Raw genomic sequence first — 24,738 nt, forward strand, 5'->3', positions numbered from 1 at the left:
GGCGCGTGACGCTCGCCGTGCCAAATTGAACGCCATCAAGCCACAAGGAGCCAGTTGGCCATGCTAAGTTTTGCAACCCGTCGCTTCGGGCTGTCGCTGCTCATCCTGTTCGTGGCGGTCACCGTCATGTTCCTGATGATCCGCGCCGTGCCTGGCGATCCGGTCCAGATCATGCTGGGCCCGCGTGCCACGCCCGAACTTCAGGCCCAACTCACAGCGGCGCTGGGGCTTGATCAACCGATCTGGAAACAGCTCTTGATCTTCTATGGGAATCTTCTGCAAGGAGACTTGGGAACCGATGTATTTTCGGGTCGGTCCGTGACGGACATCGTGTTCCAGCAATTGCCATTCACTCTGGAACTGATTTTTGCGTCAATCCTTTGGTCTGCAAGCCTGGGCATCGCACTTGGTGCCTATGCTGCGGCACATCCCAACACGCTGATCGATCGGATCGCCGCAGCAATTTCCGTCAGCTTCGTGGCTGCCCCGGCCTTTGTTGTCGCACTTTTGGCGCTGCTGGTATTCGCCGTGCATTTGCAGTGGTTTCCCGCCATCGGCGCCGGAGAGGGGTTCTGGGACCGCCTCGACCATCTGGTTCTGCCCGCCTTTGCCATCGGCCTCAGCTGGGTTGGCTATATTGCCCGGCTGGTACGCGCCTCGATGCTCGAGGTTATGGGCGAAAGCCATGTGCGCACGGCGCGCGCCTTTGGCATCGCCGAGCGTCGCGTGGTCATGGTCTACGCGCTGCGCATTGCCATTCTGCCGGTCGTTACGGTGATTGGGGTAGGGATGGGCTTTCTTCTCAGCTCCGCCGTTTTTGCTGAAATCGTCTTTGCCCGACCGGGTTTGGGTAAGTTGGTTATCGATAGCATTACCACCCGAAACTACCCGATTGTTATGGGCTCAGTCCTCATATCAACGGCGTTGTTCGTGGTGTCGACCGCATTGGCAGACCTGATCAATGCGTTGCTCGACCCACGCGCACGCACGGCTCATTGAGGAGGGAGCGTTATGGAAAAATCTCGTTCCGAACTTGGCCAGATCATCATCGGCGTCGCCCGCGACCCGCTTGGCCTAATGGGTTTGATCATCGTCGGTGTCATCGTGTTCTGTGCCATCTTCGCCTATTGGATTGTACCCTATGATCCGATTGCGATGGATATCAAATCCCGCTTGCAAGGACCGTCCGCAGCACACCTGCTAGGTACAGATCAGTTAGGGCGCGATACGTTTTCGCGGGTCATCGCCGGGGGTCAAGTTGCGCTCAAGGTGGCATTGCCCGCCGTGTTCGGCGCTATGGCGATTGGCCTGACGCTGGGCATGATTGCCGGGTATGGGCCCAAATGGCTTGATAACCTTCTGATGCTGTTCTTCGATACCATCCGATCTTTTCCAACGGTGATGTTTGCGCTTGCCGTTGTGGCCCTGATCGGACCCAGCCTTCAAACCGTGGTCTTCGTCGTCATGGCGACCTCAATCCCAACTTACGGTCGCGTCGCGCGAACCCAGACACTGACGTTGCGAAACTCTGAATTCATTCTGGCAGAGCGGTCGATGGGGGCCAGCATGGCGCGCATTCTGGGCGTGCATATGCTGCCCAATATCATCGGCGTTCTGGCTGTGCTGGCGGCTATGGATATTCCCACAGTCATCGCGCTGGAGGCTGGCCTGTCCTTTTTGGGGCTGGGCGTGAAACCTCCGACCCCCAGTTGGGGAGCTTTGCTCAAGGATGGCTATTCTCTGATCCGCCAAACCCCCTGGCTGGTGGTCGGTGGTGGGCTCCCGATCATTCTGGCGACGCTCGGATTTACCTTCCTGGGTGAAAGCCTGCGCGATGTGGTTGACCCGAAACTGAGGAAACAGCGATGACCGACACACTTCTGGAAATCGACCACCTCAGCGTCGACTACGAAACAGGCCGTGGTGACCTCAAGGCTCTGAGAGACATCACATTCGACGTTAACAAAGGCGAAATAGTTGGCATTGTTGGGGAATCCGGTTGCGGTAAGTCCACTCTGATCTCGTCCATCCTGCGTTTGACAGCGCCTAATACGCGGTTCCGCGAAGGAGAGATCAGGTTCAAAGGGCAGGATTTGCTGCAATCATCGGAACGACATATGCGCGACTTGCGCGGGGCGGACATATCCATCGTCTTTCAGGACCCGATGCAAACGCATAATCCGGTTCTGACCATCGGGCAGCAAATGTTGGACATTCAGCACCGCTCCAAACAGTCAAAACCGGACAAGCTGGCCCACGCCGCCAAAATGCTGGGCGCTGTTGGCATCCCCGATCCCGAGGCGCGCCTAAAGCAATACCCGCATGAATTCTCGGGCGGGATGCGCCAACGGATCGCTATCGCAATGGCGTTGATGTCGGAGCCTGACCTTTTGATCGCGGATGAACCTACTACTGCATTGGACGCAACACTTGAGGTCCAGATTATCGAACGTCTGCAAGAGCTGCAGCGCGAGTTTCACTGTGCCATCCTGTTCATCTCGCACCATCTGGGCGTGATCGCGGAACTCTGTGATCGGGTGGTGGTGATGTATGCCGGCGCAGTTGTCGAAAGCGGCGAAGTGCGTGAGATTTTCCATAACCCAAAACACCCCTACACACGCCGCCTGATCGAATGTGACCCCGGTCATATCAAAGAACGCGCGCGCGTTTTGCCGACCATTCCCGGTGAAGTGCCTGATCTGGCCAATCTGCCGGGTGGCTGCATCTTCCGGGATCGTTGTGATCAAGCGATGCCACGGTGCGCCACCCAAGTGCCGCCGTTGGATCAATTGAAAGAAGGCCATCACGCCGCATGCTGGCTGAACCATGAGGAGGTCACAACATGAGCTTGCTGAACGTCGTGGACCTTAAAACTAGCTATGGCCCGGTCAATGTTTTGGCGGGTGTCAGCTTTACCGTGCAACCTGGCGAGACCTACGCGCTGGTTGGCGAAAGCGGGTCTGGTAAAACGACCGTAATACGCGCCATAGCGGGTCTTGCGCCCGCGCAAGACGGTTCAGTCACTTTTGAGGGGCAGGAAATTCGCGGCGCGCCGGAACGTGTCATGCGCCCGCTGCGCAAAGACATGGCAATGATGTTTCAGGATCCGGTGGGAAGCCTGTCGCCACGTCTGACAATCCGCAGCCTGATCACTGAGCCTTACCGAATTCAGGGTATGAAAGACAAAGATCTGGATGCAGAAGCCAAGCGACTGCTGGAAATGGTCAATCTGCCCACGCATTTCGCAGACCGCTATCCCTATCAGTTGTCGGGTGGGCAAGCGAGGCGAGTAGGCGTGGCCCGTGCGCTGGCGTTGGAGCCGAAATTGATCCTCGCGGATGAACCGACCGCTGGCCTCGATGTTTCGGTGCAGGGTGAGCTTTTGAACCTGCTCAACGATCTGCGCGAAAGGCTGGGACTGGCGATGGTAATCATCACCCATAACCTAAGCGTTGTGCGCCACGTGGCCGACAGAATGGGCATCATGTATCTGGGCCGGTTGGTAGAAGAAGGCACAACAGAGACGATATTCAGAGATCCGCGCCACCCGTACACCCGCTGCCTGTTAAGCGCCAACCCAGAGCCGGATCCGGATGCGCGGTTGGAACGGATCGCCCTAAAAGGTGAACCCCCCAGCCTGCTTAAACGCCCTTCGGGATGTGAATTCCGTGAACGCTGTCCTTTTGCCAAGGATATCTGCACCCAGACCCCACAATGGGAAGTGGACGGCGGCCATGGGCTGCGTTGTCTGGCGCCGTTGTCGTAGTAGGAAGTCCAATGCTAAGTACACTTTTTTTCAACGGCACAATCCTGACTATGGATGCGCAGAATTCTTCGCCGGAGGCAGTTCTGACCGAAGGAGACAGGATTAAGGACGTTGGAACCGAGGCCGATCTGCGCGCTTCCATGCCTGCGGATACTAAGGAACGCAACCTGCGGGGGCGCACTCTGATGCCCGCGTTTATTGACCCACACGGGCATTTTCCGGATCCCGGATTCATCCGGCTGTTCCGTGTTGACCTGTCGTCGCCTCCTCTAGGGGATTGCCGGACCATGGCGCAGGCGTTGGACAGGCTTCGGGAAAAGGCTAATGCAACGCCCGAGGGTGAATGGATCATGGGGGTGTCGATTGACAATACCTCTATTCTCGAAGGTCGCATGCCCACGCGGGCCGAGTTGGACAAGGTATCACAGCGTCATCCAATCTGGGTTATTCATGCATCGGGTCACAACGGCACGGCAAATTCTCTTGCGCTTGAGAGGCGTGGGGTTACCCGTCACACACCAGACCCGGACGGTGGCCGTTTTGGCCGCGACCCTGAAACCGGAGCCCTAACGGGATTGATCGAAGGTCTTTCGGCCATGGGAGAGATGGGCGATACCGATTTCCTGATCGACCGCGAAAGGTTCTGGCAGGGCTTTGATGCCTGCCGTGACGAATATCTGACCCATGGGGTGACCTATGCCCAAAATGCCTGGACGTCGCAAACCATGCTGGATCACTTCGCCAGCCTGCCCGCAGACCAGGATCCGGGAATTGATATCGAGCTGTTACCCGTCGGGAGTCTGGAACCAGAACTAAGTACCCAATGGATCGGCACGAACTGGCCCTGCAACCCGCATTTCACACTAGGTCCGCGCAAACTGTTCACGGATGGGGCCTTTCAACTGCAGACCGCGTATCTGACTGCCCCGTATTTCAAGCCGGCTGATCCAGAACATCCACGTGGGATGACTTACACCTCGCAAGAGCAGCTGGATGCTGATGTCAGCAAACTCCATAGCAAGGGACTACAGATTCATTGCCACTGTAACGGCGATGCCGGCGCCGAGATGTTCATTAATGCGGTGGAAAAAGCGCTTCAGGCGCACCCACGCCAAGATCACCGTCATACTATCATCCACGGTCAGGCCCTGCGGGATGATCAGCTTAAGCGCATGGCCCAGCTTGGTCTTACGGTCAGTTTCTTTCCCGCTCATGTGTATTTCTGGGGGGATCGCCATTACGACTCCTTTCTTGGGCCTGAGCGGTCCGAGCGGATATCCCCGGCCGCATCAGCAGAACGGTTTGGCGTGCGATATACAATCCACAATGATGCATCAGTCACGCCAACACGTCCAATCCACCTGGCCCATTGTGCGGTAAACCGGAAAACCTCCTCAGGCCGTGTACTGGGCGAGAATCAGAAGATCAGTGTTCTGTCGGCTTTGCGTTCCCAGACCATCGATGCCGCTTGGCAGGTCTTCAAAGAGGGGCAGCGTGGGTCCATCGAACCGGGTAAAGTAGCTGATTTCGTTATCCTTTCGCGTAACCCACTATTCGCTCCTGAGTGTTTGACCGATACACAGGTGCTTGAAACGATCCGCAACGGTCAAACTGTCTTTGCTGTGCCGCATGCTGAACAAGTAATCGAGCGTACGGAATGACGACCCGGCGTATTGTGATCGCAGGGTTTCAGCATGAAACGAACTGCTTTGGTGTGACAAAGGCCGGTCTCCCCGAGTTTGAGATGGCAGATTCCTGGCCCGGCATGTTGCGCGGTGAAAAGGTCTTGTTGGAAACCGAGGGCATGAACTTACCCGTCGCAGGTTTTGCTGCGGCTGCTCAAGCCGCAGGGGTTGAGGTTGTTCCAATCCTTTGGTGTTCTGCCGAGCCGTCCGCGCATGTAACTGATCACGCCTTTGAGGCGATTTGCGGGTTGCTTTTGGACGGCATTCGCGATGCAGGCCCAATCGACGGCGTCTATCTTGATCTCCATGGGGCAATGGTCACCGAAAGCCATGCTGACGGTGAAGGAGAGATTCTGCGCCGCATTCGAGAGCTTGTGGGTTCCACTGTTCCTGTAGTCGCAAGTTTGGATCTGCACGCCAACGTCTCGGCTCGAATGGTGGCGCTTGCGGACTACCTGTCAGTTTTTCGCACTTACCCTCATTTGGATATGGCAGAGACAGGTGCCAGGTGCGTTCCGGTTTTGCAACGATTGCTAACTGGCGGAGCCCTATACAAGGCGTTTCGGACCGTGCCTTACCTCATCCCCCTGCACGCGCAATACACTGGTTCTCTTCCTTTCGATGAAATTTATCTAACGCCGACAAGGTTGGAGCAGCAGGGAATTCTGGCGGAGATCGCTCTTGGATTCACAGCGGCGGATTTCCCCGACACCGGCCCATCGTGCATTGCTTATGCAGCCACTGCCGATAGCGCCGCCGCCGCCGCTGAAGAAATCGTCAACTTGTTTGCGGCCCGGGAAGCAGATCTTGATTGTTCGATGCTGTCGCTGGAGGATGCCGTTTCGACATGCCGCGAAAGACGGGAAAAACCCGTTGTTCTGGCAGATGTTCAAGATAATGCTGGGGCAGGCGGGACGTCCGATACCACTGGACTGCTGGTGGCACTGATCGAGGGCGGCGTAAAGGGCGTTCTGATGGGTCTGTTCCATGATCCGGAAAGTGCCAATCAGGCCCATGTGGCAGGTGAAGGCGCACTGGTCAATTTGGCTATGGGCGCAAAGTCCGACCTGGCTGGCAACGTTCCGGTCAAGGCAGAGTTTGAAGTCCTGGCTGTGGGTGATGGCACGTGCCGCTATACCGGAGAAATGTATGGCGGCGGCGTTGCGACGCTCGGTAAGACGGCGGCACTAAGATTGGTTGGGCATGAGGCCGAGATTGACCTCGTCGTGACGAGTATTCGCAACCAATGCCTTGATCGTGCGCATTTTACCCATATCGGGCTAAATCCCACAAACTATTCAGTGATTTGCGTAAAAAGCACGACGCATTTTAGGGCTGATTTTGGACCTATTTCAGGAGATATTTTTGCGGTCTCATCACCTGGTGATTTTCTCTGCGATCTGGAAAAAATCCCTTACACCCGTAACACCAGAAGGCTGCCTAACACCGAAGTTGTAAATAGAAAATCACCGCTTGCGGGACCGCGTATTTCGTAGGTGCAATCCTGTGTGCGAGGTCAGTAAGCCGCGAAACATTCAAGACTAACTTTTCCTGTCTATTCCGGCGGCTTTGTCGCATTCTTTTCTGAAGTGTAAATTCTTCGTGAAAGTTGCTGTGTTTAGATGGCTAGTTCCACAAATGGCAACTCCGAATGGTGGCATCCGGTTCAATTGGTGAGAAATGTACGGGGTGATTTTGAAGTTTGTATTTTTTCATATCGTGATCGAGTGATGGAGGCCATGCAGAGAGCTCGGCGTCAGTCTTATCGCACAGCTAGTTTGATTGTGCCACATTACTCTGCCGGTTCGGCGTTTATGCGCGAACGAATGCCGCTAACGTTCACCGCGCCGGTAGGGTACCATCAACGCCGCAGGTATTTCGGCTCTGCGTGCGACGAGGACGAGCGCAACGATGGAAAGCACGTAAGGCGCCATCAAGAAGAGCTGGTAGGGTACGCCTTCAATCGCAGTCTGCAGCCGCAGCTGGTATGCATCAAAGAATGCGAATAACAAGGCGCCTATCAGCGCCTTGCCGGGCCGCCAGCTGGCGAAGACGACCAGCGCAATGCAAATCCAGCCCCGCCCCTGAACCATACCTGGGAAAAAGCTGTTAAACGCCGTTGTCGTCAGGAAAGCCCCGCCAACCGCCATCAATGCCGATCCGACAACGACTGCGCCGATACGGATGCGAATGGGGTTCAACCCCTGTGCCTCAACCGCATGCGGGTTTTCACCAGTCATACGAATGGCCAGCCCTAGCGGCGTACGGGCAAGAACATAAGCCATCGCAGCTACAGCAAAGAGCGCCAGGTAAGTCGGAAGGGCTTGGGAAAACAGGATCGGGCCGAGAATAGGTATGTCGGATAGCCCTGGAACGTTAAGTGGCTGAAAAGCCTCGATCGTTGGGGGAAGGTCACCCACTTCGACAAGGAGCCTGTAGAGGTAATAGGCCAAAGCGGATGCAAACAGCGTAATACCAAGCCCCGATACATGTTGCGAAAGCCCAAGTGGTACCGTCAGCATGGCGTGCAGCAAGCCCATCACCGCGCCGCAAAGGGCCGCAATCATCAGGCCCACGAGCAAAGGTGCACCCATGTAGACGGCAAGCCAACCGCTCATCGCGCCCATGGTCATAATCCCCTCGATCCCCAGATTGAGCACGCCCGAACGTTCGCAGAGCAATGCGCCAAGGACGCCGAATATGAGTGGCGTAGCAATACGCAACACGGAAGCCCACAGGCTGGTATTCAGCAGCAGATCAATAGCATCACTCATCGGCGCACCCGGTAGGTTGTGAAAAGAAGGGCCACGATCATGGTAAGCAAACAGAGCGCAACAATCACATCAGCGATGAAACTGGGAACACCGGTCGCGCGGCTCATGGCGTCGGCCCCGACGAAGACTGTAGCAACGAAAACAGCGGCAGCAACGACGCCGGCCGGATGCAAAGCGGCGAGCATGGCGACAACGATGCCTGCATAACCAAAACCGGGGCTCATGGTGGTGGTGACCCCTGCTGTAACACCCATGACTTCGACAGACCCGGCGAGCCCCGCCAGAGCGCCCGAAAGCAGGGCTACGCCCATGATCGTTCGGGGTAGGGATATTCCGGCAAAGGCAGCGGCACTGGCGTTCAAACCTGCGGCGCGCGTTTCAGCGCCAAAAACGGTGCGCGCCAGGATCAGCCAAACGGCACCTGCTGCTGCGATGGCAAAAAGCAGCCCGATATGCAGACGCGTGCGCGGGATCAGATCCGGGAGACGAAAATCTCCGTCTACGGGCACAGAAGAGGGCCACCCAAAGGCCAACGGATCGCGCATCGGACCTTCAATCATGAGGCCGACGAAGAGGATTACGATGAAGTTGAGCAGAAGGGTCGTCACCACCTCATCCACCCCAAAACGCAGGCGTAAATAGGCAGGTCCCGCCAACAGGGCCGCGCCTGCCGCCATGCCCGCCAGCATTAAAACAGGAATACCAATCCATCCCGGAACCCCGAGCGAATGCCCGATCCAAGCGGTGACCAGCGCACCAACAAAGAACTGTCCCTCACCTCCGATGTTCCAAAGCCGTGCACGGAAGGCGACTGCCGCAGCAAGCCCTGTGAAAATGAGCGGTGTGGCGCGGGTCAGCATCTCGGTGATCGAAAGGCGTGAGCCAAGCGCACCGGTCAGCATTTCGCCATACGCTGTGAGCGGGTTTACCCCAGCAGCGGCGATGAGACCCGCAGCCAAAAGCAATGCGGTAAAGATCGCGGCCAGCGGCGCAATGACCACAAGGTGCAGCGGTACATGTGTGCGTCGTTCAAGCCGCATCATCATCTTCCTTCCAGACACCCGCCATCATCAGGCCAAGGCGTTGCGGGTCAGCCTCGTCGGCGGATATGGGCTCCGACAAGCGACCTTTGACGATGGCCTGTATCCGGTCTGACAGGGCCACGGCCTCCTCCAGTTCTTCCGAGATTAGTAGGATCGCAGCACCTTCGGCTCGCGCTGCCAAAAGCTCGGCATGAACGGCGGCAATTGCCCCTTCATCAAGGCCGCGCGTCGGCTGGTTGGCGACGACAAAGCGCGGTCCGTTGGTCAGGACCCGACCGAGGATAAGCTTTTGCATATTGCCGCCAGACAGCAACCTTGTTCGCGTGTCGGGATTGGCACCACGGATATCAAAACGTTCAATCAGCCCTGACGTGTAATCGCGGGCGGCACGTTGCCGGACAAAGCCGCGGCGCGAAAACTCTGGTGCGCGCAGCCGTTCGAGCACTGCATTTTCCCACAGGCTCAACTCGCCTACTACGCCTTCCGCGTGTCGGTCTTCCGGTACTCTACCAGCCCCCGCACGGATCATGCCGCGCGGCCCCAGATGGCCGATATCTTCGTCCAGAAGTGTCAGCTGCCCGGCGCTTGGGTGAACCAATCCAGATAGCAGCCCGCCGAGCGATGCCTGACCATTGCCTGAAACGCCGACGATACCAAGGATTTCACCAGCATGGACGGTGAATGACACGTCATCCAGCCGCATTTCATCGTCCTCTTCCACGCGCACATTTTTTGCAATCAGCACTGGCGCGCCAATCTTATGGTCATGGCGTACGGGCCGTTCCACTTTGCGGCCAACCATCAGTTCCGCCAGCTCTCCGGGGTTGGTTTCAGAGGTTTTGCGTTCTGCAACCATCTTGCCGCCGCGTAGCACTGCCACACGGTCAGAGGCAGCCATGACCTCATGCAGTTTGTGGCTGATGAAGATAAGCGAGAGACCCTCTTTCGTCATGTCGCGCAGGGTCTCGAACAGGCGCATCGCCTCGGGCCGGGCCAGAACGGCAGTAGGTTCATCCAGAATTAATATGCGCGCGTCACGGTAGAGCGCTTTAAGAATTTCAACACGCTGGCGTTCTCCTACGGAAAGCGACCGAACCTTGGCCTCGGGGTTCACGGGCAGGCCAAACCGCTCTGCGATCTGCAACAGCTTTTCGCGCGCCTCACCACGAGCGGATCGCGCGCGCGTCAAGGGTTCGGAGCCAAGCATGACGTTTTCAAGAACGGTGAGGTTGCCCGCAAGCGTGAAGTGCTGGTGAACCATTCCCACACCCACCTCGATCGCTGCACGTGGAAGGCCTGGAGGCAGCTCTTTCCCGAACACCCTGACAGTGCCTGCGTCGGCTGCGTAGTGGCCAAACAGGATATTCATCAGCGTCGTCTTGCCTGCGCCGTTTTCACCCAGAAGCGCAAGGATTTCCCCCTCCGCCAGTGTCAGGGTCACATCATCATTTGCGGTAAGCGTTCCAAAACGCTTGGTGATGCCGTGAAGCTCCAGAACCTTGGTCATGCGGGTAGGCCTGTGATTGGGGACGGAAAGGAAAGTGCGGGCGCGCGGGTCTCGATAAGTGCACCGAGTCTTAGCAGTGCGTAATCGGCACCGGTGGGACCAATCAGTTGCACACCGAGAGGAAGGTCATTTGCCATGCCAAAAGGCAGCGCCAGGGCTGGCAAGCCTGCAACATTGGCAAGTGCTGCGTTTGGGGCAAAAGCTTCCAGCCGCGCCATGTGTTCATCGGGGGAAGTGCCAGACAGATCCAAAGTGCCGACAACAGGCGGAGCAGAGGAGAGGACCGGCATCAGGATGGCATCGGCGGATTTGAAAAGCTTGCGGGAGCGATTTGTCAGGCGTGCCAGCTGTCGCGAGGCCGCAAAAAGCGCGGTGGCAGGTGTCGCACGACCCTCAGTAGCCATGGCGGCTGCGAGCGGTGGAACCTGGTCGTCAGATATCTTGAGTGCGGTCAGCCACTCAGCCAACGAAACAGCCAGTATGGTTCGGGCGATTTCATGAGCCTCAGCCCCAATCCGGTCGGGGGCACGAACATCATGCACTTCACAGCCTGCGTCGCGCAGCGCGTCGGCAGCACCTTCCGCAGCTTTGCGCTGATCAGGTCCACAACGATCCGGCAATGCCACCGCGACACGGGGACGTTTTGGGAAGTGCACCGGGGCCATAGGTTGGACAACAGCATCAAGGGCAGTCTTCACGTCACGGACCGATCGCGTCAGGATCAACTCAGACGCTATGCCCATCAGGTGATTGGCAAAATCAGGGCCTCCGGGCACCGCACCACGAGACGGCTTGAGCCCGGTCAAACCACAACACGCTGCAGGTACTCTGATGGATCCGGCTGCATCTGTGGCATGAGCAATTGCAACGATACCACCTGCAACGGCAGCCGCAGCACCGCCAGATGAACCACCGGGTGTCAGCGCGGGATTCCATGGATTTCGGGTCGCAGCCATGCCATCTGGTTCGCATGTCAGGGAAAGGCCGAATGGGGGTGTTGTAGTCAAGCCAAAAGGGATCAAGCCAGTTTGGCGCAAATCCTGTAACAGGCGACTGTCACTTTCAGGTTTACGCGCTTGTGCGCGGATTGCTGCGGATCCTGCCGCAGCAGGTAGCCTTTTTGCGAAACCACCGAGGTCTTTCACCAAAAACGGAACCCCATGAAACGGACCGCGCTGGTCAGATGGCAATGCGTCTGCTGCCCTTGCCCCGGCGCGCGCCATGTCTTCGTCCAGAAATGCCACGGCCCCTAAATCCGCCTGCGCGTGGCAGGCAGAAAGGCTTGCCTCCATCACGTCGAAGGCAGTGATCTGCCCTGACGTAATGGCGGCCGCAAGAGCCGTGGCATCGGTCACGTCAAAGCCCGCGGGATCAGGAGGGCTCGCTTTCGTCGATTGGAACATCCCATTCGCCGGATTGGATCGCGGCCTGTTTAGCCTCCATCGCCGGGATGGCGTCAGCAGGCACTTCATCGGCGACATAGATCAACTCATTGCCACCATGGGCCATGAAGGAATATTCTGTGTAGTTGCGCCCCGTTGGGTTACCGGCCTGAACGTCGGCTACGATGGCCTCGATAGTAGGACCGTAATTCCAGATCGCGTTGGCAAAGACTGTGCCTGGATAGCGAGGCGTATAGTCGATAAGCGAACCGATGGCCTTCACACCCCGCGCTTGGGCGGCATCCGCAGTGCCAATGCGCTCACCAAACAGGACATCTGCGCCCGCGTCGATCTGGGCAATCGCAGCTTCTTGTGCGCGGGCCGGATCAAACCATGCTCCGATAAAGCCGTTGACGAAGGTGGCATCTGGGTTCACTTCGGTCACCCCCATTCGGAAGGCATTGATCAACAGGTTCACTTCAGGGATCGGATAACCGCCGACCGAACCAAAGACATTGCTTTCTGACATTTGGCCCGCAAGCATCCCGGCCAAATAGGCCGCCTCGTGGTTGCGGGTGCCGAAGACGCCGAAATTGTCCCCTTCCGGCCCACCGGAAGAGCCCATGAGGAAAGCGGTATCCGGGTAATCGCCCGCCACTTCGCGTGCTTCGCGTTCAACGGCGTAGGATTCGCCCCAAATGATTTGCGCACCACCTTCGGCATATTCGCGCATCGCGCGGGGATAGTCAGTCGGAGCTACACCTTCCGAGAACTCATACTCGATCAGACCAGCATCGGCGGCTTCCTGCATCGCTACATGGATACGACTGTTCCACGCGTTTTCGACCGGAGACATATGCACGCCAGCGACTCGGGTCGCAGATTGTGCGTTCACGCGACGAACATAAGCCGGCAGGGCCAACGTGGCCGCAGCGCCGACCATCAGTTGACGGCGGGTTGTGGTGAGTTTCATTGGTAGATCCTCTTCTGTTGGTGGCGATTGTTCTTGTTCTTAAGCTTCCTGAGTATTGGGCCTGGGCGCGTAATCTGCGGGATCCAGGGTCGTGGGGCGGCCGGGCAACGAAAGCGCGGCCATTCGGGGTTCTGTACGGGCCAACACCTTGCCGTTTTTGATTACGGCAAGGCGGGTGGCTTTCATGCGAACAGCTTCAATCGGATCACGCGCCTGCAGTACAACCATACTGGCAGGGCCGCCCTCGCGGATTGTCGGGTCGGGCAGGCCCATGGCTTTGGCGCCATTTTGGGTTACCGACGTGAATGCCCATTCCATCGCTTCTCGGGATGTCATCGGTACCGCGTGCACACCCATATGAGCCACTTCCAGCATGTCGGCGGACCCGAGCGAATACCACGGGTCCATTGTGCAATCCTGCCCGAAGGCAACGTTTACACCGGCCGCGCGCAACTCTGGCACACGGGTCAGGCCTCGGCGGCGCGGATAGGTGTCCGAACGCCCTTGCAGCGTGATATTGATCAGAGGGTTGGGTACCACGTTCATACCGCTTTCTGCGATGAGCGGGATTAGCTTCGATGCATAGTAGTTGTCATAAGAATGCATCGCAGTGACGTGGCTTGCAGTAACACGGCCCCCAAGCCCAAGGCGCGTGGTCTCAAAGGCCAAGGTTTCTACGTGGCGTGACATAGGATCGTCGCTTTCGTCGCAATGCAGGTCCAGCATCAGGCCGCGATCTGCCGCTATCTCGGCCAGTCTTGTGACCGATCGAGCTCCTTCCGACATCGTGCGTTCAAAATGCGGGATCCCGCCCACGACATCGACGCCCATATCGAGCGCCTGGATCAGGTTTTGTTCGGCGTTTTTTGATCGGTAAAGGCCATCTTGCGGGAATGCCACCAGTTGCAAGTCGATATAGGGGGCAACCTGTTTACGTACCTCCAAGAGCGCTTCAACACCCACCAATGGAGTGGATGAAACATCCACGTGGGAACGGATGGCCAGCAGCCCCTGCGACACAGCAAGGTCGCAATAGCGCATGGCCCGCTCAATCACCGCTTCTGGTGTCAGCAGGGGCTTCAATTCCCCCCAAAGCGCGATACCCTCCAAAAGCGTGCCCGAGACATTCATACGCGGCAACCCTAGGCTCAGGGTCGCATCCATATGGAAGTGCGGGTCCGTAAAAGGAGGGGAAACCAAACGCCCAGCCGCCTGTATCTCCTCATGCGCCTCAGCTTTGATATCAGGCGCAATTTCCGCAACGCGGTCTGCCTTGATCGCGATATCTACCGGCCCGCTGCCATCTGGCAGGCTGGCCTGTCTGATGATTAAATCGAGCATCCAATTCCCCCAAATTTGACCGCATGGTAAAAAGTATTCTGCAAGAATGCTAATAGTTTTTGTTGCACTTCCGGGTCCAGTGTTTCCGCTAGTCTCGGTGCGTGCCTACATCCAAGGCTTGTGTTGACCTTTCTTGGCAGCTGAAGCTGACACAACGATCAACTTTCGCTTTTGGGATTTTGCGTTGCAGAACTGCTAAATTTTGCAAAGGTCGGTTCACGCTGGGAATCTGTCCGTTTCAGCAGATTGCCGATCCGGAACCTTGATCCAGCGGATCCGCAGTTTTCTGGCAAGTAGACAAAACTTCGTGACAAAATCAAAGCACTGGGAACCGCGATTTCGTAAACTTCGGCTTATAGTTTACAAAACAACCTGCATAAGGATGGCGAAGATCAGTGCAGGCAAATGTCGTTGCATATGAAACAAAGCGGGATTATAGTTTCGTATGCAACTAGATTCCTTCTTTCCCTATCGTCTCGCCGTGGCATCCGAAGCGTTCTCACGAAAACTCACGGAAGTATACCAGCGCGAATTCGGGCTATCACGGGAGGAATGGCGCCTGCTTTTTCTACTTGCAAATGCCAAAAGCCTGACCTCTCTGGAACTCTCGCAACGCACCACTCTGGATAAGGTTCAAGTCAGCCGGGCCGCGCAGAGGCTTGACGATAAAGGATTAATAACCAGAGCAATTTCCGAAGAAGATCGCCGAATTAGGGTTTATCATTGTACGTCGGAAGGCCATCGATGTTTCGAACAGTTGCTGCCACAAGTCGATGCTTGCGCGCAAGGGATGCTGAATTCCATATCGGCCGAGGACCGTGCAGCACTGGACCAAGGCGTAACTGCGCTGCTTAAGGCCGCGTCGGTGACATAGGTACATAAGCCAATCTGCGCAACTCAAGCCATCTGGAGCGTTGGCTGTCGACCGGCGTAGAATTCCGTGTAGTCGGTGACGCGGAAGGGCATTGTCTTCTTGGTTGGGCTAAGGCCGTCGACCTAGAATAGAATGAGGTCTGCCAGTGTATTTCTCTCAGGAGGCATCGGGCTGGTTTTCAGGTCGGGCGGCGTCGAAAGCGGGCAGGGTGAATGCGCGTTCTTCGATCTCAAGCAGACGGTCGAATGGAGCCATATCGACGCCCCAGCGATGTGCATTGTAAAGCTGTGCGACAAGGCCGATATCGGCAAGGTCCGGCTTGTCACCAAAACTGAAGGTGGTGTTAGCTGGCAAAAGCGCTTGGTAGGCATGGAAACCTTCGGTCATCCAATGCCGGAACCACTCGATCCCATCTTCGGCCGTAAGCCCATACCGGGACTTCAGATGCGCGGTGACTCTAAGGTTGTTAACCGGATGTATGTCCATCGCGATGGTATGGGCCGCAGCCTGTACCCGCGCACGCTCGAACGGGTCCTCCGGCAGGAACGGAGGTTCGGGTATGGTGGCGTCGAGATAATCGATGATCGCAAGCGACTGGGTGAGTACACGACCGTCCTGCAGGATCAGCGTAGGGACGCCCTTCCCGGGGTTTAGCGCGACGTAGTCCGGCGCGCGCTGTTCTCCGGCAACAAGGTCGACGGGGATCGTTTCGTAGGAAACACCCTTGAGATTCAGTGCGATCCGGACCCGAAAAGAGGTCGTCGAGCGCCAATAGCCGTATAGTTTCATGACTTCCTTGTTTTGTGGTCAACCGTCTCAGATTTTGCCAAAAATAGGTTCCCGCGCCGGAAACCGATCCGGCACGGGATGCCCGTCAGGCAGATTTGTTGAGTTCCTTGGCATGCAGCCAATCGGCATGTTTCGGAGCTTTCTTGGTCTTCGACCACTCGTCCAACATAAGCCATTTCACTTCGTCCATGCGCTCCAGCAGCGCTTCTTCTTCCGGGTCCGGGCAGGCCAGTTCGATACGATGGCCGGAAGGATCAAAGAAGTAGATAGAGTGGAAAATCGAATGGTCGGTCACGCCGAGTACTTCGACGCCATTAGCTTCCAGATGGTCCTTGAACTGAAGCAGCGTTTCACGATCCTTCACCTTGAAGGCGATGTGCTGCACCCAGATCGGGGTATTGGGATCCCGGCCCATTTCCGGCTTCGTGGGCAGCTCGAAGAAAGCCAGAACATTCCCATTCCCGGCATCCAAAAACAGATGCATGTAGGGGTCCGGCTCATGCGTAGATGGGACATGATCCTCGGCGATGGCCAGGATAAAGTCCATGTTCAGCATTTTCCCATACCATTCGACCGTCTCTTTTGCGTCTTTGCAGCGGTAAGCGACGTGATGGATCTTCTCGATTTTCATCGATTTCTCCTTTCCGAGAATGCAGTTTTCAAGGCCAAGGCAACGTACGGTCGCCTCAGGCGTTCACATCAACCCCACCAGCCAGAGTGACAGGGAGGGTACAAGGATGAGCAGGGTCAGCCGCAGGATGTCCGCGATCCAGAATGGCAGCACGCCGCGAAAGATCGTTCCGAGTGAGACATCTTGCAACACGCCCTTCAGCACGAAGACATTCATACCGACGGGGGGTGTGATCAGGCTGATTTCAGTGGCCACAACAACGACAATGGCGAACCAGATCAGGGCGTTTTCGGGATCGAGCAGGAGTTCATTGGCAAACTCAAGCTCAAACATCAGTGGGTAAAAGACCGGCACTGTTAGTAAGATCATCGACAGGCTTTCAAGCACACAACCAAGCACCATGTAGGTCAGCATGATGAACACAATGACTGCCCAGACCGGCAATTCATTGTCGACAACAAAGCCTGATAGGGCATCCGGCAGTCCGGCGTAGTTTATGAAGTTGGTGAACAGCTCGGCACCGATGATCACAGCAAAGATCATGGCAGTAGCCCGGATCGAATCCAGCGTAGCTGCGAAAAAGCTGCGCCAGGTCATCGTCCTGAGGGCAATGGCGATCAGGATCGAAGCACCTGCACCCATTCCGGCCGCCTCAGTTGGTGTGAAGAACCCACCATAAATGCCAACCATGATGAAGAGAAAAAGGCCCAGCACACAGATCACGCCTATGACGTCAGCCCGGCTCATCGGTTCGGTGTTTTCCTCCTCCGGAGCCAAAGACGGGTTCAACCGTACCGCAACCATGACCGCGCCAAGATAAAACAGCACACCAATGATACCTGGCACAATTCCCGCGATAAAAAGCTTGGCAATATTGGTTTCGGTCAGCAGGCCGTAGATGATCAGGATCACCGACGGCGGGATCAAAATGCCCAGTGTCCCGCCCGCCGCAATAGAGCCCGTCGCCAGCCGGTCATCATAGCCAAAACGACGCATTGAAGGCATGGCAACTTTTGACATCGTGGCAGCAGTGGCCAAGGACGAGCCGCACACCGCGGAGAAACCGCCGCAAGAAAAGACTGAAGCCATGGCAAGTCCGCCGCGCAGCCTGCCAAAAAGCCGATCGGCACCGGCGAACAGCCCGTGTGCCACGCCAGAGCCGGCCAACACATTGCCCATGAAGATGAACAGAGGGATGACCGAAAGGGAGTAAGACAAAGAAGTGTCAAAGGCCACTTGCCCTGTCATAGCCCAGGCAGGCTCCCAACCACGCATATAGGCAAACCCAAAGCCGCCTACGGCCGCCATTGCGAAGGCGATGGGCACGCGCAGTAGTATAAGTCCCAGTAGGATCGCAAAGCCGATCAGAGATTCAATCATGGGGCGCCCTCTAGGTGATCTTGATCGGTGTCGTGTTCGATGGGGGGTTGTAATCCGCGCAGGAATGCGATGAACGCCGAAACCATGCAGGAGACCCCAGCTAGATAGCCGAATGGTGCCAGTGGAATCTCAAGCGCGTTGGTCACCGCGCCGTCATGTGCGGCCTTGGCCGCATGGGTGAAAAGCCGCCAAGAAAAGGTGGCTAACAGGGCTGCAGAGAACAGGCCTGCAAACGCAGACAAAAGACGTTGCGTCTTGCGTCCAAGCGCCAGATTCAGCAGGTCGACCTCGACATGTTCACGGCGCTCTGTCGTCAGTGGCAAGGCAAGGAAAACGAGCGCTGCCAGCAGTATTTCAGTGAGTTCGAAGGCACCGGATAGCGGTGCGTTGAACAGGTAGCGCCCAACTACATCCACACAGGTGATGAGGACGAGGCTGAACAGGATCAGTGCGGCCCCGACACCCAGAGATCTGTCGAGCAGCAGCCCGATGTCCAGCCCCTCATCAGGGGGCTGGTCGGGGAAACGATGGCGAAGCCGCTCCATGGATCAGAAGTCCACGCCAGCTTGTTTGCGCATTTCTTCAAGAGCAGCAGTGCCGTCATAGCCGTCCGCCGAGATGGCTTCGGACCAAGCTGTTTCGGCATCTGCTGCCTGTGATTTGATCGCATCAACGACTTCGGCTGGCGCTTCGTAGATTTCGATCCCGGCCTTTTCAGCCGCGGCGCTGCCTTTCTCGTCTGCACCGACCCAAGCTTCGCCAACCAGTGCGGCAAAGGCTTCACCGGAAATCGCCTCGATGGCTGCCTGATCCTCTTCAGAGATCTCGTTCCATTTGTCTTCGTTCATGACCATGAACCAAGTGGTGTTGTAGATGCCGCCGGGGACTTGCATCGTGTACTTGACGTCTTCGGTCAGCTTGAACGCAGCCAGAGCATCGTAGGGGAACGTCACGCCATCGATTACTCCGCGCGAGAGCTTTTCATACACCTCACCGGAAGACATGAAGAGCGTTGTGGAGCCGAGACCAGACATCAGGTCTGAGATGTAACCACCAGGAACGCGGATCTTGAGACCCGAGAAATCGTCTGTCGTTTCAATCTTGCGGACATTGTTGTGCAACATGCCGGGGCCGTGCACGAATAGCCCCAGAAGCTTGGTGCCCTCATGTTCTTTCTGCGCTTCCAGCGGGCCGGAATAGACATTCCAGAATGCTTTGGAACCGGCAACGGCATCGTCACCAATGAACGAGAACTGACCGATCCGAGAGCGGGTGAAACGGTCATCTGTGGTAAAGGAATGCAAGCCATAGGTGATGTCAGCGATACCTTCGGCAGCCATGTCGTAATGTGCCGGGGGCGGGCCCATGGGCTTTGCAAGCACACGTACGGTCACGCGGCCATCGGTGACTTCCTCCACTTGCTTGGCCCAGGGTTTGATTGCCTCAACGACGATTGGATGGCGCGGCGGCAGCCAGCTCGAAAGCGCAAGCTTGGTCTCTGCCACGGTAGTCGTTGCGATAAACATTGCAGCGGTTGCAATGCCGGCGAGCAGCAGGGTGTTGCCCTTCAGTTTGATATTCATGGTATCCTCCCTTGGATTATGTGATGTCGGCGGCATTGAGCGCCTGCCTCAGGACGCCCCGGTCGCCGATGTGGTTGGCCAGGATCAGAATTAACCTCGCGTTGATTATATCGCTCTCGGCCTTGGTCTTGCCCTCATGCGTTGCCAGCAGGTCGGCGTAGAAATCGTCGGTTCCGTCGATATTCGGTGTCAGGGTCAGATCGCTCATTGGCCTACTTCCTTACCGGCCGCACGGCGCAAGGCAGTGCGCATTAGGGTTTCGTTGTATTCCGCTCGGCGGGCGGCGACATGCTGATCTGGGCGGATCAGGTAGACCGCCGAACTGGCTTCGCCGAGATAGCGTTTCCTGAGCTGACCAGTCGGGTCGTCGCGGGTTGAAAGAGCCAGGCGGCGTGCCGTGATGCCGTCCTCTTCCAGAATTTCAGGTGCTTCTGCATCGATTGTCAAAAGGATGAACTCATCACCCAGCTTCGACAACAGGTATTCATCGCCCAACGGGGCATCAGGGCAGGGGGCGCCAGGCTGCGTCCGTTCGGGACCGCCTGCCAGTGCGTCAGCGGAATTGAGTCCCGATTCACTGTACACGCATGGAACCGAGAGCCGACCCGAGTTGACCATCGGTCGTGCGAACTCATACGTTCCGCTCAGGCTGAGCACGGCATCACGAAATATCCGGCTGGTTTCTGATTTCGGCGTGATGAAATCGGTGGACCGTGTAGAGTTCATGATGTTTTCGTCCGCGCCATGAACCCGTTCGGTATCGTAGGTGTCAAGCAGGCTCTCCGGCGCTTTGCCTTGAATAACCAACCCTAGTTTCCAGCCAAGATTGTCCACGTCCTGCATGCCGGAATTGGCGCCACGCGCACCAAAGGGCGAGACTTGGTGCGCCGCATCACCAGCGAAAAACACGCGACCAGAGCGGAAGCTGTCCATCCGCTTGCACTGGAAGGTGTAGATAGAGGACCAGACCATTTCATAGTCCACATCCCCCAGCATTGCGTCCAATCGGCGACGGATATTCTCTTCTTTAAGTTCTTCTTTGCGGTCGACATCCCAGCCGATCTGGAAGTCGATCCGCCAGACATCATCAGGTTGCTTGTGCAACAAAGCTGAGGCGCCGGAGCCGTGGGTCGGTTCAAACCAGAACCAGCGCTCGGTGGGGAAGTTCAGATCGCCTTTCAGTTTGATATCAGCAATCAGGAAGCTGTCCTGAAAGACGCGACCGCTGAAATCGAGACCAAGCATCCCGCGCAGTGGTGAATTGGCGCCGTCGCAACCAATAAGCCAGTCCGCTTCAAGCGTGTAAGGTCCATCCGGTGTCATCACTTTCAGGGTGACGTGATCGTCGTGTACTTCGACCGCGTCCACACGATTTTTGCCGCGCAACTGGATCGGGGCTCCCTTGTCCTGCAGCTCGCGCAGGCGATCGATCATGTATTGCTCGAAATATGGCTGTTGTAGATTGATGAAGGCGGGGTACTTATGCCCGTCTTCCGGCAACAGGTTAAATTCGAAAACCTTGTCATCGCGATGGAATACCTTACCGAGATTCCAGATAACGCCTTTTTCGAGCATCGGTTCGCCGCAGCCATAGCGGTCGGCCACTTCCAGGCAGCGCTTTGCGAAACAAATCGCCCGACTGCCCATGCCTATCCCCTCATGATCATCAAGCACAACCACCGGAATACCCTGGCGACCGAGGTCCAGCGCGGTGGCCACTCCGATCGGCCCGCCGCCCATGACCACAACCGGGTGACGCACCGGCGCGTCAATTTCCTGATCGGGTGACTTCTCGTATGGGTAGCTCTTGTAGGCGAGCGTGTAACGGTCATCGAACATTAGAAAATCCCCTCCCTTCAGGCGTTCAGCCTTGCAGTTGTTCCCACATTTCCAGATCCCGCTGCGCCGTCCAGATACGTGGTGTGTCGATGCCGCGGGCTTCGTCATAGGCGCGCGCAACATTGAACGGCAGGCAGTGTTCGTAGATCGCGTAGTCAGCGAATTTCGGGTCGCACGCGTCACGTACAGCGTCCCAGGCATCTTTCAGGCTGCCGCCGCTAGCGGCGACACGAGCGGCCGGGCGATAGGTGCTTTCGACAAAATCCCGGGTGGACTCGATTGCTGCTTCAACCATGTCTTTTCCCAGCAGAGCATCACCGCGGCCGGGCGCGATAGCATCGACGTCAAATGCGGCGATATTGTCCAGAGTGCCACCCCAATCGTTGAAATGGCCGTCGCCGCAATAGCAGGCCGAGTGGTACTCGACGATGTCACCGGTAAACATGACGTTCTGGTCGGGGACGTGAATGACGATGTCCCCGGCAGTATGAGCGCGACCAAGATGCATTAGATCGACGCGCCGGTTGCCGAGGTATACACTCATGCGATCCTTGAAGGTCGTGGTGGGCCAGGTCAATCCGGGGATGCTTTCATGGCCTTCGAACAGACGTGGAAAACGCTGAAACTCACTGTCCCAATCTTCCTGACCGCGTTCGACAACCTGCGCTCGGGTTGTTTCGGACATGAGAACCTGATCTGCGCCATACGCTGAAGCGCCTAGAACGCGAACCGCGTGATAGTGAGTTAGCGCCAGATGTGTGATCGGTTTGTCCGTAACTTCTCTGACCTTCTCAATCACCTTGCCAGCCAGACGTGGCGTGGCCTGCGCCTCGACAATCATGACACTATCATCGCCGATGATCACGCCGGAATTGGGATCACCTTCAGCAGTAAAGGCCCAAAGCCCTTCACCCACTTCGGTGAAGCTAACCGTCTTTTCACCCAAATCTCCCTGAGATGCGAATGCCTTAGCCATTGTGTTCTCCCGAAGTATGTCGCTCGCGTGACTCGTTTTGTTTCATTTGCAACGAATATCGTTACATATGAAACTAAAGTCAATGCCGTTTCGTTTGGAGTCACGTGTTTGAACTATTGTTGCTGAGTGCATTCGAAGATTTTTCCGAAGTTGCCGGCGTAGAAAAATGTTGTCCATTCCAGCTATTATTGCCGCCAATCCTGACGACCGCCGTAAAGAACTGCTGTTCCATAAAACGTCTGATGGACCCAATGTGGTGGTTCAAGGCTTAGCGATGACGGCGATCATGGTTGAGAAGCTTTTTAAAAAAGAAACGACATCGGCGACTCCACATTTTTACGCCATGTGAGTCAGAGTCTGTCTCAGTGGGTCACAAGTCTACGCCCACCAGCATCCAGCACACAGCATTTGGTGCCTTCGAACACGGCGGTGGTCAGGGCGTGGCCATAGCCTGCTCCTGTATCCAGATTGATTCGGTTTCCATGATGTTCAGCTGCGGACACGTGGCTGTGGCCATGGACTACCAACCATGGATGTGGATCTTTATGGTTCAGGAATTCCTCACGAATCCATATCAGATCGTCGTGGTCTTGCTGCTCCAGTTTCACCCCGGGTCGAATACCTGCATGCACGAACAGCAATGCGCCGTCCTGATGGAACGGCTTTAGCCCGTTCAGAAAATCGATATGAGCCTGAGGGACGGCCTGTTTGGCTTTGGCGTGAACTTGATAGATTCTGTCCACGTTGGTGGCTTCAACCCCATAGGACTGCAGCGTTTCGATCCCGCCGATCCGAGGATGAAGCCAGTGATACCCGACCAGCAGGCGCGCATCATTGCGCGGATAGTCCTCCAGAAACATTGCGCACATCTGGTCATGATTGCCACGTAGAAAGACCCAGTTCTTACCGTCGGCGTTCCCTCGGACCAGCAGATCCAAAACCCCGCAACTTTGCGCACCCCTGTCCGTATAATCGCCAAGAAACACGATCTTGGCGTCTGGCCCTCCATCCCGTTCGATCCGGTCCAGTGCGTCTTCAAGCATCCCCAGTTGGCCATGGATATCGCCAATTACATAAACCGGATCTGACATGAGTGTTCCTTGTCGTCGTCTTCAGGCGGTAGTTGATTTGGGATCAGCCCACCCAGTCAATGCTAATGTCTTCGCGAAAGGCAAACCGTACCAGATGCGCTTCGATGACTTCCTGCCAGCGGGTCAGATCTCCGCGAGGGCCGGTTTCAGCCGTCAGCGAAAGGCCGGATTCACCCGCGACCAAGGTCAGCCGGTTTCCGCCCGGAAATTCCACGCAGCCGTGGTTGTCGTCGAAAGCCACCTTGGCCTTGTGGGACCAGTGTTTGCACAATTGCTGCAGGTACTTGCTGGCCGCTTCCGTTTGGGCAACACCCGAGATGCTTTGGTCAGGTAGCAACGCCAAGGCTTCATCGGCGGCCCGGCGCACCGCCTGCGCGAACAAAGTAACGTCGATGTTTGTGGCTAGGAAGGTCGCCCCCAGATCCAGACATTTACGCTGCATGGCCGGATCAAGTGTCAGTATCCCGGCAAATTTGCCTGCCGCGACGACCCGAGTTATCGCTTCCAAAATGGCTTCTACCACTTCTGTATGACCAGCATCACCGATATGTCCCATGTCAGCGGCCAGATCGGAGGGACCGAGAAAGACCCCATCAACGTCAGAGGCAAGAATATCGTCCAGTGCCTCTAACCCGGCGCGGTTTTCCACCTGAACGAGCAGGCAGATCTGTTCATCCGCCGTTTTCAGATAGTCCGGGATCGCCCCAAATCGCGAAGCCCTTGCCAACGCCGAACCCACGCCCCGAACCCCGTGGGGTGGGTATCGCACCGCCCGTACCAAATCCCGTGCCTGATCTCCGCTTTCGACCATCGGCACCAGAATATTCTGAACGCCGGCATCGAGGTATTGCTTGATCATCCAGGTTTCACCGATCGGCAAGCGTGCGACCGGTTGGCTGCCGCTTCCTTCGATGACCCGCACCTGTTCCAGGATTGAGCGAAGATCGTTTGGGGCGTGTTCCCCGTCAACAAGCAACCAGTCGAACTGGGACGTGGCCGCGATTTCAGCGGCATAGGTGTTGGCCATTCCAATCCAGCAGCCGACCTGCGGCTGACCAGCCTGCAGCGCGGCCTTGAAAGCGTTTAGTGGCGCAGGCATCCCGG

The 24,738-nt window shown here is 56.7% G+C and carries 24 protein-coding genes; 8 read left to right on the forward strand and 16 right to left on the reverse strand.

All coding sequences use genetic code 11. The features are described from left to right. Positions 1–60: 60 nt before the first annotated feature. From AC2FLA_RS06950 to AC2FLA_RS06975, 6 genes are read left to right on the forward strand one after another with little or no spacing between them, the layout of a single operon-like run. On the forward strand, positions 61–999 hold the full coding sequence (locus AC2FLA_RS06950) for an ABC transporter permease (RefSeq protein ID WP_108859860.1): 939 nt from the start codon (positions 61–63) through the stop codon (positions 997–999). 12 nt (positions 1,000–1,011) lie between these two features. Further along, positions 1,012–1,869, forward strand: coding sequence for an ABC transporter permease (locus tag AC2FLA_RS06955; RefSeq protein WP_113791915.1), 858 nt, complete (start codon positions 1,012–1,014; stop codon positions 1,867–1,869). Beyond that, positions 1,866–2,846 (forward strand): ABC transporter ATP-binding protein, encoded by a 981-nt coding sequence (locus AC2FLA_RS06960; protein ID WP_496721399.1) that lies wholly within the window; start codon positions 1,866–1,868, stop codon positions 2,844–2,846. Before AC2FLA_RS06955 ends, AC2FLA_RS06960 begins: the two co-directional genes overlap by 4 nt. Further along, positions 2,843–3,766 carry an oligopeptide/dipeptide ABC transporter ATP-binding protein gene (locus AC2FLA_RS06965; protein ID WP_282153096.1) on the forward strand — a complete coding sequence of 308 codons (924 nt, stop codon included), beginning with the start codon at positions 2,843–2,845 and terminating at the stop codon, positions 3,764–3,766. The genes AC2FLA_RS06960 and AC2FLA_RS06965 overlap by 4 nt, the downstream gene beginning before the upstream one ends. Positions 3,767–3,777: 11 nt before the next feature. Further along, positions 3,778–5,427 (forward strand): amidohydrolase, encoded by a 1,650-nt coding sequence (locus AC2FLA_RS06970; RefSeq protein WP_496721400.1) that lies wholly within the window; start codon positions 3,778–3,780, stop codon positions 5,425–5,427. Then, on the forward strand, positions 5,424–6,947 hold the full coding sequence (locus tag AC2FLA_RS06975) for a M81 family metallopeptidase (RefSeq protein WP_496721401.1): 1,524 nt from the start codon (positions 5,424–5,426) through the stop codon (positions 6,945–6,947). Before AC2FLA_RS06970 ends, AC2FLA_RS06975 begins: the two co-directional genes overlap by 4 nt. 336 nt (positions 6,948–7,283) lie before the next feature. Here AC2FLA_RS06975 and AC2FLA_RS06980 read toward each other — a convergent pair whose 3' ends face one another. From AC2FLA_RS06980 to AC2FLA_RS07005, 6 genes are read right to left on the reverse strand one after another with little or no spacing between them, the layout of a single operon-like run. Continuing rightward, positions 7,284–8,225, reverse strand: a complete 942-nt coding sequence (locus tag AC2FLA_RS06980) for an ABC transporter permease (protein ID WP_496721402.1) — start codon at positions 8,223–8,225, stop codon at positions 7,284–7,286. Continuing rightward, a complete protein-coding gene (locus AC2FLA_RS06985) occupies positions 8,222–9,265 on the reverse strand; it encodes an ABC transporter permease (RefSeq protein WP_496721622.1) in 1,044 nt (347 codons plus the stop codon). Before AC2FLA_RS06985 ends, AC2FLA_RS06980 begins: the two co-directional genes overlap by 4 nt. Further along, positions 9,255–10,775, reverse strand: coding sequence for an ABC transporter ATP-binding protein (locus AC2FLA_RS06990; protein WP_496721403.1), 1,521 nt, complete (start codon positions 10,773–10,775; stop codon positions 9,255–9,257). The genes AC2FLA_RS06985 and AC2FLA_RS06990 overlap by 11 nt, the downstream gene beginning before the upstream one ends. After that, on the reverse strand, positions 10,772–12,178 hold the full coding sequence (locus AC2FLA_RS06995; RefSeq protein WP_496721404.1) for an amidase: 1,407 nt from the start codon (positions 12,176–12,178) through the stop codon (positions 10,772–10,774). The genes AC2FLA_RS06990 and AC2FLA_RS06995 overlap by 4 nt, the downstream gene beginning before the upstream one ends. Further along, the gene (locus AC2FLA_RS07000; protein WP_058281138.1) at positions 12,147–13,130 is read right to left on the reverse strand and encodes a BMP family protein; all 984 of its coding nucleotides are present in this window, start codon (positions 13,128–13,130) and stop codon (positions 12,147–12,149) included. The genes AC2FLA_RS06995 and AC2FLA_RS07000 overlap by 32 nt, the downstream gene beginning before the upstream one ends. Before the next feature lie 39 nt (positions 13,131–13,169). After that, on the reverse strand, positions 13,170–14,471 hold the full coding sequence (locus tag AC2FLA_RS07005) for an amidohydrolase family protein (protein WP_496721405.1): 1,302 nt from the start codon (positions 14,469–14,471) through the stop codon (positions 13,170–13,172). A 445-nt stretch (positions 14,472–14,916) separates the two neighbouring features. Between AC2FLA_RS07005 and AC2FLA_RS07010 the strand changes: the two genes are divergently transcribed. After that, the gene (locus tag AC2FLA_RS07010) at positions 14,917–15,345 is read left to right on the forward strand and encodes a MarR family winged helix-turn-helix transcriptional regulator (protein ID WP_496721406.1); all 429 of its coding nucleotides are present in this window, start codon (positions 14,917–14,919) and stop codon (positions 15,343–15,345) included. A gap of 156 nt (positions 15,346–15,501) precedes the next feature. Here AC2FLA_RS07010 and maiA read toward each other — a convergent pair whose 3' ends face one another. The 8 genes from maiA to AC2FLA_RS07050 all read right to left on the reverse strand — a co-directional run bounded on the left by maiA (position 15,502) and on the right by AC2FLA_RS07050 (position 22,543). After that, positions 15,502–16,134: a maleylacetoacetate isomerase gene (maiA, locus tag AC2FLA_RS07015; protein ID WP_496721407.1), complete on the reverse strand. Its 633-nt coding sequence runs from the start codon at positions 16,132–16,134 to the stop codon at positions 15,502–15,504. 85 nt (positions 16,135–16,219) lie between these two features. After that, complete coding sequence (locus AC2FLA_RS07020; RefSeq protein ID WP_058274548.1) at positions 16,220–16,765, reverse strand: VOC family protein; 546 nt, start codon at positions 16,763–16,765, stop codon at positions 16,220–16,222. Between the two features lie 63 nt (positions 16,766–16,828). Continuing rightward, a complete protein-coding gene (locus tag AC2FLA_RS07025) occupies positions 16,829–18,145 on the reverse strand; it encodes a TRAP transporter large permease (protein ID WP_058278629.1) in 1,317 nt (438 codons plus the stop codon). Further along, positions 18,142–18,690, reverse strand: a complete 549-nt coding sequence (locus tag AC2FLA_RS07030; protein WP_082637164.1) for a TRAP transporter small permease — start codon at positions 18,688–18,690, stop codon at positions 18,142–18,144. The genes AC2FLA_RS07025 and AC2FLA_RS07030 overlap by 4 nt, the downstream gene beginning before the upstream one ends. Positions 18,691–18,693: 3 nt before the next feature. Continuing rightward, the gene (locus AC2FLA_RS07035; protein WP_496721408.1) at positions 18,694–19,728 is read right to left on the reverse strand and encodes a TRAP transporter substrate-binding protein; all 1,035 of its coding nucleotides are present in this window, start codon (positions 19,726–19,728) and stop codon (positions 18,694–18,696) included. Between the two features lie 16 nt (positions 19,729–19,744). Next, positions 19,745–19,936 (reverse strand): DUF2783 domain-containing protein, encoded by a 192-nt coding sequence (locus AC2FLA_RS07040; protein ID WP_058274303.1) that lies wholly within the window; start codon positions 19,934–19,936, stop codon positions 19,745–19,747. Next, a complete protein-coding gene (locus AC2FLA_RS07045) occupies positions 19,933–21,567 on the reverse strand; it encodes an FAD-dependent oxidoreductase (RefSeq protein WP_496721409.1) in 1,635 nt (544 codons plus the stop codon). Before AC2FLA_RS07045 ends, AC2FLA_RS07040 begins: the two co-directional genes overlap by 4 nt. A 25-nt stretch (positions 21,568–21,592) precedes the next feature. After that, a complete protein-coding gene (locus AC2FLA_RS07050) occupies positions 21,593–22,543 on the reverse strand; it encodes an MBL fold metallo-hydrolase (RefSeq protein WP_496721410.1) in 951 nt (316 codons plus the stop codon). Positions 22,544–22,709: 166 nt separating this feature from the next. Between AC2FLA_RS07050 and AC2FLA_RS07055 the strand changes: the two genes are divergently transcribed. Continuing rightward, a complete protein-coding gene (locus AC2FLA_RS07055; protein ID WP_496721411.1) occupies positions 22,710–22,892 on the forward strand; it encodes a hypothetical protein in 183 nt (60 codons plus the stop codon). A 13-nt stretch (positions 22,893–22,905) separates the two neighbouring features. On the opposite strand, the gene AC2FLA_RS07060 is transcribed toward AC2FLA_RS07055, so the two are convergent. Next, positions 22,906–23,634 carry a metallophosphoesterase family protein gene (locus AC2FLA_RS07060; protein ID WP_496721412.1) on the reverse strand — a complete coding sequence of 243 codons (729 nt, stop codon included), beginning with the start codon at positions 23,632–23,634 and terminating at the stop codon, positions 22,906–22,908. A gap of 43 nt (positions 23,635–23,677) precedes the next feature. Then, positions 23,678–24,733, reverse strand: a complete 1,056-nt coding sequence (locus AC2FLA_RS07065; protein WP_496721413.1) for an aldolase/citrate lyase family protein — start codon at positions 24,731–24,733, stop codon at positions 23,678–23,680. Between the last annotated feature and the right edge of the window lie 5 nt (positions 24,734–24,738).

This window comes from Ruegeria sp. CDSA033, assembly GCF_059612305.1.

What these genes read in the sequence shown, in the direction of transcription:
- AC2FLA_RS07030 (WP_082637164.1), bottom strand. Translation starts at nt 18,690, where the DNA reads ATGGAGCGGCTTCGCCATCGTTTCCCCGACCAGCCCCCTGATGAGGGG.
- AC2FLA_RS06985 (WP_496721622.1), bottom strand. Translation starts at nt 9,265, where the DNA reads ATGCGGCTTGAACGACGCACACATGTACCGCTGCACCTTGTGGTCATT.
- AC2FLA_RS06965 (WP_282153096.1), top strand. Translation starts at nt 2,843, where the DNA reads ATGAGCTTGCTGAACGTCGTGGACCTTAAAACTAGCTATGGCCCGGTC.
- maiA (WP_496721407.1), bottom strand. Translation starts at nt 16,134, where the DNA reads ATGAAACTATACGGCTATTGGCGCTCGACGACCTCTTTTCGGGTCCGG.
- AC2FLA_RS07050 (WP_496721410.1), bottom strand. Translation starts at nt 22,543, where the DNA reads ATGGCTAAGGCATTCGCATCTCAGGGAGATTTGGGTGAAAAGACGGTT.
- AC2FLA_RS07010 (WP_496721406.1), top strand. Translation starts at nt 14,917, where the DNA reads ATGCAACTAGATTCCTTCTTTCCCTATCGTCTCGCCGTGGCATCCGAA.
- AC2FLA_RS07060 (WP_496721412.1), bottom strand. Translation starts at nt 23,634, where the DNA reads ATGTCAGATCCGGTTTATGTAATTGGCGATATCCATGGCCAACTGGGG.
- AC2FLA_RS07065 (WP_496721413.1), bottom strand. Translation starts at nt 24,733, where the DNA reads ATGCCTGCGCCACTAAACGCTTTCAAGGCCGCGCTGCAGGCTGGTCAG.
- AC2FLA_RS06955 (WP_113791915.1), top strand. Translation starts at nt 1,012, where the DNA reads ATGGAAAAATCTCGTTCCGAACTTGGCCAGATCATCATCGGCGTCGCC.
- AC2FLA_RS07000 (WP_058281138.1), bottom strand. Translation starts at nt 13,130, where the DNA reads ATGAAACTCACCACAACCCGCCGTCAACTGATGGTCGGCGCTGCGGCC.
- AC2FLA_RS06990 (WP_496721403.1), bottom strand. Translation starts at nt 10,775, where the DNA reads ATGACCAAGGTTCTGGAGCTTCACGGCATCACCAAGCGTTTTGGAACG.
- AC2FLA_RS07020 (WP_058274548.1), bottom strand. Translation starts at nt 16,765, where the DNA reads ATGAAAATCGAGAAGATCCATCACGTCGCTTACCGCTGCAAAGACGCA.
- AC2FLA_RS07055 (WP_496721411.1), top strand. Translation starts at nt 22,710, where the DNA reads ATGTTGTCCATTCCAGCTATTATTGCCGCCAATCCTGACGACCGCCGT.
- AC2FLA_RS07040 (WP_058274303.1), bottom strand. Translation starts at nt 19,936, where the DNA reads ATGAGCGATCTGACCCTGACACCGAATATCGACGGAACCGACGATTTC.
- AC2FLA_RS06975 (WP_496721401.1), top strand. Translation starts at nt 5,424, where the DNA reads ATGACGACCCGGCGTATTGTGATCGCAGGGTTTCAGCATGAAACGAAC.
- AC2FLA_RS06950 (WP_108859860.1), top strand. Translation starts at nt 61, where the DNA reads ATGCTAAGTTTTGCAACCCGTCGCTTCGGGCTGTCGCTGCTCATCCTG.
- AC2FLA_RS06970 (WP_496721400.1), top strand. Translation starts at nt 3,778, where the DNA reads ATGCTAAGTACACTTTTTTTCAACGGCACAATCCTGACTATGGATGCG.
- AC2FLA_RS07005 (WP_496721405.1), bottom strand. Translation starts at nt 14,471, where the DNA reads ATGCTCGATTTAATCATCAGACAGGCCAGCCTGCCAGATGGCAGCGGG.
- AC2FLA_RS07045 (WP_496721409.1), bottom strand. Translation starts at nt 21,567, where the DNA reads ATGTTCGATGACCGTTACACGCTCGCCTACAAGAGCTACCCATACGAG.
- AC2FLA_RS06960 (WP_496721399.1), top strand. Translation starts at nt 1,866, where the DNA reads ATGACCGACACACTTCTGGAAATCGACCACCTCAGCGTCGACTACGAA.
- AC2FLA_RS07025 (WP_058278629.1), bottom strand. Translation starts at nt 18,145, where the DNA reads ATGATTGAATCTCTGATCGGCTTTGCGATCCTACTGGGACTTATACTA.
- AC2FLA_RS06995 (WP_496721404.1), bottom strand. Translation starts at nt 12,178, where the DNA reads ATGTTCCAATCGACGAAAGCGAGCCCTCCTGATCCCGCGGGCTTTGAC.
- AC2FLA_RS06980 (WP_496721402.1), bottom strand. Translation starts at nt 8,225, where the DNA reads ATGAGTGATGCTATTGATCTGCTGCTGAATACCAGCCTGTGGGCTTCC.
- AC2FLA_RS07035 (WP_496721408.1), bottom strand. Translation starts at nt 19,728, where the DNA reads ATGAATATCAAACTGAAGGGCAACACCCTGCTGCTCGCCGGCATTGCA.